Source organism: Microcoleus sp. Pol12B4, assembly GCF_036701385.1.
Taxonomy (GTDB): Bacteria; Cyanobacteriota; Cyanobacteriia; order Cyanobacteriales; family Microcoleaceae; genus Microcoleus.
Genome location: NZ_JAUBQR010000199.1, coordinates 1 through 12,465, shown reverse-complemented (window position 1 = coordinate 12,465; position 12,465 = coordinate 1). Strand labels below are relative to the sequence as shown.

At 48.7% G+C, this 12,465-nt stretch carries 9 protein-coding genes; 2 read left to right on the top strand and 7 right to left on the bottom strand.

The window, feature by feature from the left end; genetic code table 11:
- Window positions 1-529 precede the first annotated feature (529 nt).
- From QUA38_RS22650 to pilM, 7 genes are all read right to left on the bottom strand, one after another.
- Window positions 530-2,005 carry an NAD(P)/FAD-dependent oxidoreductase gene (locus tag QUA38_RS22650; protein ID WP_333165790.1) on the bottom strand — a complete coding sequence of 492 codons (1,476 nt, stop codon included), beginning with the start codon at window positions 2,003-2,005 and terminating at the stop codon, window positions 530-532.
- Between the two features lie 221 nt (window positions 2,006-2,226).
- Window positions 2,227-3,372, bottom strand: coding sequence for a threonine-phosphate decarboxylase CobD (gene cobD, locus QUA38_RS22645; RefSeq protein ID WP_333165788.1), 1,146 nt, complete (start codon window positions 3,370-3,372; stop codon window positions 2,227-2,229).
- Between the two features lie 15 nt (window positions 3,373-3,387).
- Window positions 3,388-3,696 (bottom strand): HU family DNA-binding protein, encoded by a 309-nt coding sequence (locus tag QUA38_RS22640; protein ID WP_278187376.1) that lies wholly within the window; start codon window positions 3,694-3,696, stop codon window positions 3,388-3,390.
- A gap of 838 nt (window positions 3,697-4,534) precedes the next feature.
- Complete coding sequence (locus QUA38_RS22635; RefSeq protein WP_333165785.1) at window positions 4,535-6,934, bottom strand: AMIN domain-containing protein; 2,400 nt, start codon at window positions 6,932-6,934, stop codon at window positions 4,535-4,537.
- 477 nt (window positions 6,935-7,411) lie between these two features.
- Window positions 7,412-8,212, bottom strand: a complete 801-nt coding sequence (locus tag QUA38_RS22630; protein ID WP_333165783.1) for a pilus assembly protein PilO — start codon at window positions 8,210-8,212, stop codon at window positions 7,412-7,414.
- Window positions 8,209-9,105: a PilN domain-containing protein gene (locus tag QUA38_RS22625; protein ID WP_333165780.1), complete on the bottom strand. Its 897-nt coding sequence runs from the start codon at window positions 9,103-9,105 to the stop codon at window positions 8,209-8,211. Before QUA38_RS22625 ends, QUA38_RS22630 begins: the two co-directional genes overlap by 4 nt.
- 399 nt (window positions 9,106-9,504) lie before the next feature.
- Window positions 9,505-10,599 carry a type IV pilus assembly protein PilM gene (pilM, locus tag QUA38_RS22620; RefSeq protein ID WP_333165792.1) on the bottom strand — a complete coding sequence of 365 codons (1,095 nt, stop codon included), beginning with the start codon at window positions 10,597-10,599 and terminating at the stop codon, window positions 9,505-9,507.
- Between the two features lie 172 nt (window positions 10,600-10,771).
- Between pilM and QUA38_RS22615 the strand changes: the two genes are divergently transcribed.
- A complete protein-coding gene (locus tag QUA38_RS22615; protein ID WP_333165778.1) occupies window positions 10,772-11,062 on the top strand; it encodes a hypothetical protein in 291 nt (96 codons plus the stop codon).
- The gene (locus QUA38_RS22610; RefSeq protein WP_333165776.1) at window positions 11,052-12,335 is read left to right on the top strand and encodes a sugar ABC transporter substrate-binding protein; all 1,284 of its coding nucleotides are present in this window, start codon (window positions 11,052-11,054) and stop codon (window positions 12,333-12,335) included. The genes QUA38_RS22615 and QUA38_RS22610 overlap by 11 nt, the downstream gene beginning before the upstream one ends.
- The last annotated feature ends 130 nt before the right edge of the window (window positions 12,336-12,465 follow it).

The window sequence follows — 12,465 nt, the reverse complement described above, 5'->3', positions numbered from 1 at the left end:
ATAAATCCTCAGCATTTAAGAAATTGGTTTGCTAACTGTTGCTATTGTACCTCATAACAGCGGAAAACGCTGTATGTAAGAGCTGTTGATACTTGAGTTAAGACTCAGTAGAAAATGAAGGAGGCTAATGCTGATTGAACGACAGCAGTTAATAGAAGAGGAATTTAAGAGGCCAATCAGGTACTTAAGAGTATTTTTGAAACCGATACTTGAATACGATCGCCTATTAAATCTTAATGTCTAGTTTAGGTAATAATTTAATGTCATTAGTACAATTCGGGCGGAGCGGAATTTAAAGCGGGAAGCAGAGGAAATTGAGTTTGTGTGTCAGATTAGGGATAAATTGGGATTCATGGGATCGCCAGCCTAATTATTGATACAAATGCCAAAAAAGCTGCCCCACTCTAATAAGTGAATCAGGCATTAAATGCCAAAATTCAGCAGCAGACTATGGAACTAGCCTAAGTCAATTATATTTGGCCACTCACATACTTACAATTACCAATTACCAATTACCCCTTTGATTGTTTTACTTCCAATACCTGCGCCAGTGAAACAAATTCTCCCACAAATTCTGGATAAAAGTATTGCTGCCCAAGCGCTGCGACTCCCAAACAACAGCAGTTTGACCGTTAATTGCCGAAAAACTCGACCAAATATAAGGAAGTTGGGCGATCGCCTCCACCTTCATCCCGTGACGCACAGCCAAAGCGATCGCGTGAATCAACTCAGCAGCTTGCGGTCCCACAATACTTGCTCCCAACATCTCCCCGTTGCGACGCCCGACAATCTTACAAAAACCAGTTGTATCTCCGGACATTTGAGCTCTTTCAACACTCTTGAAATATTCGCGACAAACAATGAGATCGTCTCCAAAACGGCGCCTTGCTTGCGCTTCAGTCAAGCCAACCCTCGCCAACTGGGGATCGGAAAAGATTGCCCAAGGAATCCCGCGATAATCTATTTGAAACATTGGCAAAAACAAAGCATTTTTCACAGCAACTGCAGCTTCGTAATTAGCGATGTGAGGGAACGGATAACCCCCAGCCACATCGCCGATTGCGTAAATGCGGTGATTTGTTGTTTGCAGCTTTTCATTTAAAATTACCCCCCGATCGCTGAATTTAACCTTAGCCGCTTCGAGATTTAACGATGAAAAATTGTGTCCTCTACCGGCGGCCAGAAAAATCTCCTCAGCTTCGATCGCCCTTGGCCCTGCTTGAATCCACTTTTTACCCTCAATCACCCTAGCTTGAGTCACCTCAGTTGCAGTCAGAATCCGCACTCCTTCAGCTTCCATTCCAGCTTGCACCAAACCAGCAGCCTCCCGGTCTTCTTTAGCCAAAATGTGCGAACTTTTCACCACCAAAGTGACAGCAACCCCTAGCCGAGCAAAAGTTTGAGCCACTTCTACACCGCTGGGATCGGCACCGATTACAGCCAAGCTTTTAGGCAACTGTGGAAGTTTTGCTAATTCCCCGACAGTCTCCGAAGTAAAAAAGCCAGCAGACGAAAGTCCTTCAATATTGGGAATCGCCGACAGAGTTGGACAAGCTAGCAAATAACAGAGCGATCGCAATGTTCGCCCGCCGACAACAAAAGCCAAATCCGGTTTCGCCACAAACTCGCCGCTGCCAAAAATAACATCGACCCCCCGAGCAGCCAAAACGCCGAGATCGTCAATTTCTGACAAATTAGAAACAACACCCTCGGCCCACTTTAGAACCCCGTCAAACCCCAATTTGATCGGCATAGAGGAATTAGCGACTTCCCAGCGAACCCCCAACTGCTGGCGGCTGATCTGCTGGGCAAAACGAGCAGCCTCCCTCAAAGTTTGGGTGTATCTCAAACCAAGGTCGATCGACTCTTTCCCCCCAGTCGGCAAATCTTGCGAATCACTGAGCGGTTCCACCAAAGCAACGCGGGCCGGGAAATTAGTTGCAGTCAAAGCAGCATAACGTCCGGCCGGAGTTCCACCAATAATCACTAAATCATAGTCAAGCATAAATAAAGAAATCAGTAGTCATTAGTCATTAGTTAGTAGTTTAGGACGATCCGCGCGCTGGGTCAGAGACCCGGTTTCTTCCTAGATACTTCGCTGCAAAACCCAAGATTTATCATAGAAACTGGGTTTCTTTCGGATGTCGGCTCAAATGACCAATAAAATCGGTTTGTCAACTTTTATTGGTTGTTAATAGTCAACTGACAACCGTCAACTGACAACCGTCAGCTGTCAGCTAACGAATAAATAACTTCGGCAAGTCCAGTAATCAGCCGCATATTGTCCGTCTTGGAGCGCACAGCCACCCGAAAAAACCGATCGCCCAACTCAGGAAAACTCAAACAATCCCGAATCAAAATCCGGTGTCGTTCCAACAGACTTTTTTGAATAGAACAAACCGACATCGACGACTCAACCAACAAGAAATTAGCCGCCCCTGCAAGAGGCTGCAAACCGGGTAAATTAGCCAAACCCTCAAATAGCTCTCGGCGAGCAACAGGCAGCCAATCCCAGGTTTGACGCTCAAAAGCAGCATCTCGAACCACAGCAGCAGCAGCAGCAGCAGCCAAAGCATTCACAGGCCAAGGATCGCGCTGCTGCTGCCAGCGGCGCAGAATATCGGGATGGGCGATCGCACACCCCAACCGCAGTCCCGGCAGAGAATAGAATTTAGTGAGCGATCGTAAAATCACCAAATTCGGAAACTCCTCAACAGCATCGATCAAAGTTTCCTGCTCAGAAGGCGGTAGAAAGTCCATAAAGGCCTCATCCACCACCACCATACCTAACTGCTTCACATAAGGCAAAATCGCCTCTCTCCCAAACAGTAAACCCGTAGGATTGTGCGGGTTGTTCAGAAGCAAACCTCTATCGGCATCGAGAGCAAGAGGAACCGGGAGACGGAAAGAAGGGGAGACAAGGGAACGGTTAGAAACCGACAAATCATCCGTTACTAATCGGCGAACAGGCTCCGCATCCAACAATTGGAGATCCAAAGAACATTTGAGCACCTTCGCCCCGAAAGCCGAAAGAGCCCGCCAGTAATCGCCAAAAGCCGGAGTCACCAAATAAGTCGCCGGAAGCTTCGACAAATCCCAAGCCGCCCAAGTCAACAATTCCGCCGAACCATTCCCCGGTAAAATCCAATCCGGGTCAACATTCAAAGCCTCACCCAAAGCAGTCCTGAGTTCTCCATAATCCGGGTCTGGGTAAGCCGTCAGACTGCTCAAGTGTGCTTGAATCGCATCCAGGGCCGACTCAGGAGGACCCAAAGGACTGATACTGGCAGAAAAATCGAGAATAGCAGAGGCAGGGCAGCCTGCCAGTGCGGCTGCCCAAGCTAAATTCCCACCGTGTACAGGTCTAATCAAGACTCAGTTCGCCAGCTATTCCGCGTTTTTCGGCGGTGCAACTCTGTCCTTAAACAACTTCCCTGCGGAAAATGCAGGAACTCTGGTTGCCGGGATTTCCATCTTGTCGCCAGTTTTGGGATTGCGACCCTCGCGGGCTTTGCGTTCCCGCGACTCAAACGATCCAAAACCGACCAGCGTCACCTTGTCGCCATCGGAGACAGCTTCCATGATTGCTTCAAGGGCGGCACTCAAAACAGCATCTGCCTGTTTTTTCGTCACGCTAGCCTTTTCCGCGACTGCATCAACCAATTCACCTTTGTTCATTGCGAACTCCTTCTGGATTTGCAAAATTACGTTAAACAGAGTTAGTTCAACTATTAGCCGTGAGTGATCAACTGGATTGAGGTGTGGATTGGGAGGTTTGGGTGGTTCCCGATTGCTCCCGTCCGCTTCCCCGAATCACAACTCCTGCTGAATACTAATTACCCTAGGGTAATTGGTCAGAAAAGGAATTTTTGTTTCTAAGTGCTGAAAACCCCACAGCATCTAATTTTCACTGCATTATTCTAAAGTCTTGCCGACCGTTATGGATCGGTGGAACCTTTAATTTATATGGAACTTGCTAATTTTTTTTAATTAATCCCAAAATTTAGGTAAAAAAATACCACCTTGGAGAGAAGATTTCTCGCCTCGGTGGATTTGAAAACCTAAAAAGATAAGAAATAGAAGGAATAAAATGTAATTTGTCAAGAGCTAAAGGAAAAGTTTTTTCCTTCTTTCTTCTTTCTTTCCCCTCTTTCTTTCCCCAGCGGGGCAGGGCTGTTTCATTCTCCCTAAACCCGCCAGGGGCTGAAGTCCCTGTCTCATAGCTGAAGTCGTCTTTAGACGACTGAAAGAGTGATTTATCAATAGTCCGGACAGTTTTCAATCAACAATGGTAGAATGAGGATTTCAGCCTTCTCAGCGAGGTCAAACGCTAACGCTAGAATGCGGGTTTCAGCTTCTGTCTCAAAAACTCTCCGGAGTATTGATTTATATTCCTCTTGCATAGGACTAAAGAACTCCTTAGTCCTATGCAAGAGGACTTTAGCTTTGAGGCAGGGGTTGAAACCCCTGTCAGACTGTCGATCTCAGGGGAAAGAGGGTGGAAAGTTGACAGCAAGGCATTTTGCCTTGGTTCCTACTGTCTGGGCTGGACGGGCTGGCTGCGCTGCAACAGTTGGCGGGCGTCGGGACTGATGTTGTTTTGGTAGCCAAAGTTCGATCTATCGCTATCATCCAAAATCTGCGGCGTCAGCAATACAATCACTTCCGCCCGCTCGTTGATCTTAGTACTGCTCCTGAACAGCGAACCGATAATCGGCAAATCTCCTAAAATCGGAATCTTCCTCGCTGTAACCCGGTCTTGGTCGCGGATAATCCCCGATAAAATCAAAGTCTGACCGTCCCGCAGGCGAATTAGCCCCGACTGCAAAGAGCGCCGAGCCAGCAGGGTGATAGTGTTATTTTCTCCTGCGCCAGTGCTCAGTGGTCTGTCCGGGCCGATCGCACTGACGATTGGGTTGACTCGCAGAGAGACAAAACCGTTATCGTCGATGCGATCAATCGCCACTCCCAACTGCAAACCGGCCTGGCCTTTTTCTGCCGTCACCGTTCTGGTAGTTTGACCTTCTGTTGTCTGCGATTCCGATCGAATGTTAGTAACCACTTCTTCGGTGATATCCACATTCGCAGTTTCCCCTTCTTGGACAACTAAAGTCGGGTCAGTCAGGATTTTAGCATTCTGGCTGGTAATACTTGCTTGCAGGTTAGACAGAAAACGTCTTGGATATTGGAACAGCGGGAACAGGCCGAAGTCTGCACTTCCTGAGCCTGTCGTCGATCCAGGAATGTAATCCCTAATTCCAACTCGCCCGGGGTCATTAGTAATTGGGGCTGTCGGCTGGAGGAACACACCTTTGGCGGGGCCTTCGAGACCTTGACCTGTAAACGGCACGATACGTCGGCCGTTCGCATCGTAGAAAGGAGTCCTGAATTCAGTGGGAATGTCTCGGTTCTCAATAATCGGCCGATTAGCTATGCCACTAGTTACGGCGTCGCCATTGGGCGGATTGATGCCGCCAAAATTGACGATCGCCGCCCCGCCGTCATTGACGAAGAAACTGTCATTAATCCCGAAAGAGAAGCTGGTGTTATTGGTGTTATTTCCCGACAAGTTGATATCGATCACCTTGACGTTGACTGCAACTTGACGGCGGCGCAAATCTAGCTGTGTCAAGAAAGCCACAGCCATGTCAACTTTGCGCGGATCTCCCACTAAAGTGATGGAATTGAGCCGAGAATCCGCCAGCACCGACAGTCCCCTCAGTAAGAGCGGCCCGGTGCCTTCCCTAGCGCCGATCGCCTTAATGTCCGGTTCCCTAATTTCCACATCCCGCGCCGCATTTCCCTGGCCCACGCTTTGAATCGTCACCCGAGTAATCGGCAGTTGAGTTTCCGCGCCTTGAGCGCTCAAAAAGTTAGCTGCATCCGTAGAGCGAACTTGATTGAGCCGCAAAGTCCGAATGATAATATTGCGCGAGTCGATCGGCAAGCTAGTCCCTACAAAAATCGTCCGCCCCTGGCGGTTAGCTTGCAGTCCGCTGAGTCGCAGCACGTAATTAAAAACATCTTGCACCGACTCATTTTCGATGTCCAAAGAAATCTTCGGCCCTTCATCCGAGCCGGAGGCTCCTGGCTGACCAGGCGCTGTGGGCTGGCCCGGTTGAGCAGGGGCCCCGCCGCCTGTAAAAGCAATGTTCAATCCAGCAGCGCGGGCAAGCAGAGCCAAAACGTCCCGGACTGGGGCATCTCGCAGCACCAAGCGGGGGATGCGTTCTCCCGAACTCAGTTCAATATTTCCCGCGCCGGGGGCGATGTTGGACACCGCTATATCTCCCAAGGGCGGCGCAACGGCCCGTGGCTGGAAAGGCGCAGCCTGATTTGTCTGGGATTGAATTTCGCTGGGGAGGGGCGGGCGATCGTTTCTGGTAACAGTAACTTCGGGATTTGGCAGCAGCACGCCTGGGTTTTGCGACGTGCGGACTTGGGGAGCCGGCGGGGGAGCTGTTTGGCTCAGCGGCAGTCCCGGAGGCGGCGGAGGTGCTGTTTGGGCAGACTGTACTGTACCACCCTGTCCGGCAACGCTAAGGACGATGCTTTGGCCTTGTCCCGGCACAATTTGTCCGTTGGGAACTCCGTTGGTGCCGGCTACCACAACGCGAATGCTGTTAGCCTCTACCTGGCTGATTTCTACGGAAGAAATTCCTGGAGCGGGGTTATCTTGACGGAAACTGTTGCCTTGTGGCAAGCGAAGCTGGGTGTTAACAATTGTGGCTTGGTAAGTATTGCCGTTATTGATGGCGAAAACTTGCGGGCGATCGCCCTTTTCTGTTGCCAGCACAATATTTACGCCATTATTGCCTTGACTTACTTGCACTCCTGTGACTTGAGTCGGCGCTGCCCAGACGGGGGCTTGGGCGATCGCAACTCCTGCAAGGCTGCATAAGAGTCCTCCACTTAACCGTAGATGCTGTTTCACGTTCTCTCCTCCACTACACTTTGTTATTTTCTGTTCGCAGTCTTTTGTCGCTAGCTGCTAAACTGACTAAAATATTCTCGCTTCGAGCCTTTTTCAAGTAAGAAGTTATGCCCTTTTCGATTTTCTTTTTTCTATTGGGAATAACTGATGATATCAGGGTTAGAAGCTATCCTACAGCAACCCTCGCATCATTTGTGGATTTCTTACTCCATCCCCTTTGTAAGGGGAGGATTGGGCTGGGGTAAAAAAATACGACTTCTGCAAAAATTGCTATACATTTCCATGACTTTTGGAAACTGGTATTAGAAGAAATTAGGTTTGAGAGCCAATTGTTGATTGCCATATAAAAAATATTTTTCTGGCATTCATATTTTTTGAATTCTACCTTCAATCTTCAAAATTTAACCGGCTGTCTTCTCCTTTCTTGTGAAATAGCCATTTGGTAACAATAGCTAACTAATATCCGCCACACTACAGCTACTTAGCGCCAGGACTTGGAGCCGGAGTTGGCGGTTTTTCTTCTTGCTTTAACGGCAGCAGTGCGTGCAAGTCAAAAGCAGTTTTAATTTTAGTTGGCGGCTGCTCCACAGGAACTATTTTTCCTTTCAAAAAGTCAACTTCAATGGGCTGATTTGATGCTAGCAATTCAGATTTCAAATTCCTTACTACCAACAGCGACTGCATCAACTCCAAGTTACGCATAAAATTGCGGGTTTGAGCGAAAGTGCCTTCAAACTCTACCTTAAATTTTTTGCGTCTGAGCTTGCCAGCGAGGGACGGCCCGAAGGAAGTATCGGCGAGAATATCAGGGTCTGGAGCTCCCGGCGCAGCGGTTGCTGCCGCTGGGGGCATATCCGGCTCAAACTTGGTAATTTTAGCCTTGAGGTCATCTCCTTGCACGCCGGCATTGATTCTATTAACCAGTTGCGTCATGTCAAGCAAAAGCGTGTTGGCGCTGGCGTCGCTGGCAAACATTGCCGTCACGTTGGCCCGACGCTGTTTTGCTTCTTCTTGCTTTGCTTCTGCTTCTGCCTTTTTTTGAATTTGAGTTTGCAATTGCAGTTGCGTTTGCTTGCTTTCGCTAAGTTTTTGCTGGAATTCGCCGCTTTTTTGGAATTCGGGAAGTACGAACTGGTAGCCGAGGCCGCCAGCGAGTAGGAGGCCTAGAACCGCGATGCCGATTGCTTGGACTTGGGGTGTCAGCTTAATGCCGAATATTTCCTGAGCCCCTGTCTCTTCTGCTTGTGCGCTGCTGGGAATAAACTGATTTGCTGTCATTGTTTTTTCACCTCTGGTTTTTGTGGTTCTAGCACTCCTTTTTCTTGAAGTGTTTCTATCCGTATTGCTAGCCCGTCTGCTTGCTTGCTGCGGAGCTCGGGGAGCAACTCGGAGGCTCCGGTCGGGCTGAGCGTCGTTTCAATTTTATATTCCACTACCGGTCGCAGTTTGGGAAGTTCTGGTGGTGCTGCGTTTTGGTTACGTACTTGTAATTGTACGGGGTTGTTTTTTAAGGTGGCCGCTATCAGTTTGGTATCGGTGTTAAGGAAGAAAGGAGAGCGCTGGACTAGCAGCATAAAGTCGTTAACTTGAGCAAAGGTACTAGCTATCCCTGAAATTTGTACTTTTGCTGCCTGCTGCGGGACGACGGGGACGGGAGCAGCAGCCGGGGCTGGGCTGGCTGGAGACGGACTCGCCCCCGGGGAGGCGGCGGGAGTTGCGGCGGGGGGAGGTGGTGCTGCTGCAACGGGGGAGGGACTGGGGTCTATTTGCTCGATTTTGCCAATTTGCACTCCCGCCGGAGTGCGGGCACTGAGGTCTTGCAGCATCGCCGACCAAGGTTTAATTTGGTCGAATACTCCAGCTAATGCTTTGTATTCGGCGGTAACTTGGTCAGTTTCGGCGTTGATGGCTTTGATGGTGCTAGCTTGAGTGTTTAACTTTGCCAGCTCTTGGTCGATGGCTGCTTGTTCTGTGGCCAACTTGTTATTTTGATTAATCACCCACCATCCGGCGCCCAGGACGGCGGCGTTGACCCCGAAGGCAAACAGCACCGCCCCATATATGGGCAGTTGGTCTTTGGCTCCACCGGAACTTTTTTTAGCTGGGCTTTTGGTTGCAACTGGTTTGTAGTCCGGACGGTCGTTGAGAAAATTAATATCTAGGCTGTACATGGCTTCTCTCGATTTTATAGCAGAAGGAAGAAGGCAGAAGGCACAAGGTAGAAGGTAAAAGACACAAGGAAGAAGGTAAAACTGATTTACAGGTTATGTTTGAGCAATTAAGAATGTCCTAACAGTCTTGGCTGTTGCTATAGATTTAAATTTGAAATTTGAGATTTTAGACAGAACCCAAGATTGCTGGTACAAGTGAAGGATTTATTTAGGGAAGAAAGAAACAACTTTTTGCCTTCTACTGAAAGAAGGGGCTGCTTCTACTTCAGATATATTCTACCTTTTACCTTCTACCTTCTACCTCCAATATTTTACCTTCTACTTTCTACCTTCTTCTTTTAGAAGGGATTTTTACCTAAAATTCTCAAATCGGTTTTTCTCTCATCTAAAACTGTTAGGTCACATAACCTCCCTTAGTCCTAAACCTAGCGCGACTCCTAAACCTGCTCGCTGTTCTGGGGTAATTTCTTGGCTGATTTCGAGTCCTAGGGTTTCGATGGGATCGACTTGAGATGCGGGCAAGCTTAATCTTTGCATAAAAAATTCGTCTAGTTTGCCGATCGCAGCTCCTGGACCCGCTAGCAGCAGTTGCGCTACTTCGAGTTCTTCGCTCTGGTTGAGGTAAAAGTCTACTGAGCGGCGCAGTTCGTCTGCTAGTTCTCCCAAGACTTTTATCATCGCATTTGTGCCGGGATTGGCGTCTCCCGATGCCCCCATTGTATCTGTCACTGGCAGGGTCATGCCTTGCAGTTCGCTGGTGTCTCTGGTTGGCGGCAGGTTCATGGCTTGGTTGAGGGCGGTCTGGATTTGGTAGGTGCCGATCGGGATCGTACGGTTGAACTGAGGTATGCCGTCCACTACTATAGCTAACTCGGTGCTGTCAAATTCTATGGCCGTGAGAACTGCGGCTTCTTGGGAGGAAAATTGTTGCAGTTGTTCTTTGAGGGTGCGGATTAGGGCAAAACTGGTTACTTCTAGTACGTCTATAATCAGTCCGGCTTCTTTGAAGGTTTCGATGTATGTGTCGGTAACTTCTCTGCGGGTTGCTACTAACACGACTTGCACTTTTTCTACTCCATCGTCATCTACAAATAGGCCTATTTTTTGATAGTCTACGTCGGCGTCTTCTCTGGGAAACGGCAAGTACAGTCCTGCTTCTGCGTTCATGTAATCCCGCAGTTCTTCTTCGTTGAGCTCTGCAGGAACTGGGATGAGGCGGATGACGGCTTCGCGGCCGGGAATGGCTGTGGCTACTCGCTTGGCTTTGATTTTGTTTTCGGCTAGGACGGCGCGTATGAGTTCTGCCATTCCCGGCGGATCGACTATTTGTCCTTCTTGTACTATGTCTTCTGGAACTTCTATGGAGGCTAGGATGCCTAATTTTAATGCCTGAGCTTTCTTTTCGAGCTGAATGATGTTGATGCGGTCTGGGGCTATTTCGATCCCGATTCCTGGCTGGCGTTGGGAAAGTAGACCTTTGAAAAAGTTAACCATGTGATTGGGTCGCCGGTAATTGCTATTTTTTTCTTTTGTTGTTGGCCAGCCTGATTCAGCGAGTCCGGTGTTGGAGGGTTGGTTTCCAACTGCCGAAATAGTGCTGTAATCTCGGTATCCCGCCGTAGCTACGCCGCTCCGTCTGTGTTGCGCGATCGCTAGTTCCGATTTTATGCTATCCAATTTACTTGACAATAGCTATTCTGCTGCGAATGTCAATAAATTCCAGCTCGATCGACCGAAAAACTGCCGATTCTGCACAAAAACAGACTATCTCGCTCCTGGGTCCAGGTACAAAACTCTGTTACTGACTCGATCGCGCTTGATTCGGGCGATTCCCTACCCTACCCTACGGGAACCCTTACGGGGAACGGGAACCCCTGCGGGGAACGGGATAGCTTCGTTTCACGCTTTGTTATCTAACGGTTCCCATAACTCTCAAATTTTATTCTATGAAACGTAAATCTTGGCAACTGTTTGCTGTTTTTGGGCTAGTGGGGCTGCTGCTGTCTGCGGTGGTGAGTTGCGGCAAGCCTGCTGTTAATTCCCAGGCAAATAATACGCAGGAAATCGAGTTCTGGACTATGCAGCTTCAACCTCAGTTTACTGAGTATTTCAACAAGACGATCGCCGGTTTTGAAGCGGAAAATCCAGGGGTGAAGGTGCGTTGGGTGGACGTTCCTTGGTCGGCGATGGAAAGCAAGATTTTGGGGGCTGTTTCGGCGAAAACAGCGCCGGATGTGGTGAACCTAAATCCCGATTTTGCTTCGCTTTTGGCGGGACGCAATGCTTGGCTGGATTTGGATTCTCGAATTCCGCAGCAAGTTCGATCGACCTATCTGCCAAATATCTGGAAAGCTAGTATGCTCGACGGCAAGAGTTTTGGCATTCCTTGGTATCTCACGACTGGGGTGACAATTTACAATACGGAGTTGTTGAAGAAGGCGGGAATTTCTAAGCCTCCCGCTACTTATGCCGAGTTGGCACAGGTGGCGAAGCAGGTGAAGGAAAAGACTGGTAAGTTTGCTTTTTTTGTGACTTTTGTGCCGGAAGATTCGGCCGAGGTTTTACAATCTTTCGTGCAGATGGGTGTGCCTTTGATTGACGCTAAAGGCAAGGCGGCTTTTAATTCTGATAAGGGCAAAGCTGTTTTTCAGTATTGGGTAGATTTGTACAAAAACGGACTTTTGCCGCAGGATGTTTTGGTGCAGGGACATCGCAGGGCGATCGAGCTTTATCAAGCTGGGGAAACTACTTTTTTAGCTTCGGGGCCTCAGTTTTTGAAGGCGATTGCTGAGAATGCTCCGAGTATTGGTGCTGTTTCGGCTGCTGCGCCTCAAATTACGGGGGAAACAGGCAAGAAGACTGTGGCGGTGATGAATTTGGTTGTACCCCGCGACAGCAAGCGCCCTGATGATGCTGTCAAGTTTGCTCTGTACGTGACTAATTCTCAAAATCAGTTGGCTTTTGCTAAGGCTGCTAATGTTTTGCCTTCTACGGTTGAGGCTTTGCAGGACGATTATTTTAAGACCGTTCCGACTGGTGCTCCTGCTGCCGATCAAGCTCGGGTTGTTAGTGCTTCTGGGTTGAGTTCCGCCGAGCTATTGATTCCGCCTCTCAAGGATGTTAAAAAGCTGCAAAAGGCGATTTATGACAATTTGCAGGCGGCAATGTTGGATGAGAAGTCGGTAGAGCTAGCTGTCGCTGATGCCGCTAAGGCTTGGGATCAAAGGTAGTTTTTAATTGAAGCTGGGGCGGGATTTTTTTTGATCTCGCCCCTTGCTTTTTTAGGTAGTCCTAAACAAGTAATGATAAATTGTAGTGATGGATAAAATACCAAATCGCACCGATGTGATTATTTAATGA

What these genes read in the sequence shown, in the direction of transcription:
- QUA38_RS22650 (WP_333165790.1), bottom strand. Translation starts at nt 2,005, where the DNA reads ATGCTTGACTATGATTTAGTGATTATTGGTGGAACTCCGGCCGGACGT.
- QUA38_RS22630 (WP_333165783.1), bottom strand. Translation starts at nt 8,212, where the DNA reads ATGACAGCAAATCAGTTTATTCCCAGCAGCGCACAAGCAGAAGAGACA.
- QUA38_RS22625 (WP_333165780.1), bottom strand. Translation starts at nt 9,105, where the DNA reads ATGTACAGCCTAGATATTAATTTTCTCAACGACCGTCCGGACTACAAA.
- pilM (WP_333165792.1), bottom strand. Translation starts at nt 10,599, where the DNA reads ATGGTTAACTTTTTCAAAGGTCTACTTTCCCAACGCCAGCCAGGAATC.
- QUA38_RS22615 (WP_333165778.1), top strand. Translation starts at nt 10,772, where the DNA reads ATGCTATCCAATTTACTTGACAATAGCTATTCTGCTGCGAATGTCAAT.
- QUA38_RS22610 (WP_333165776.1), top strand. Translation starts at nt 11,052, where the DNA reads ATGAAACGTAAATCTTGGCAACTGTTTGCTGTTTTTGGGCTAGTGGGG.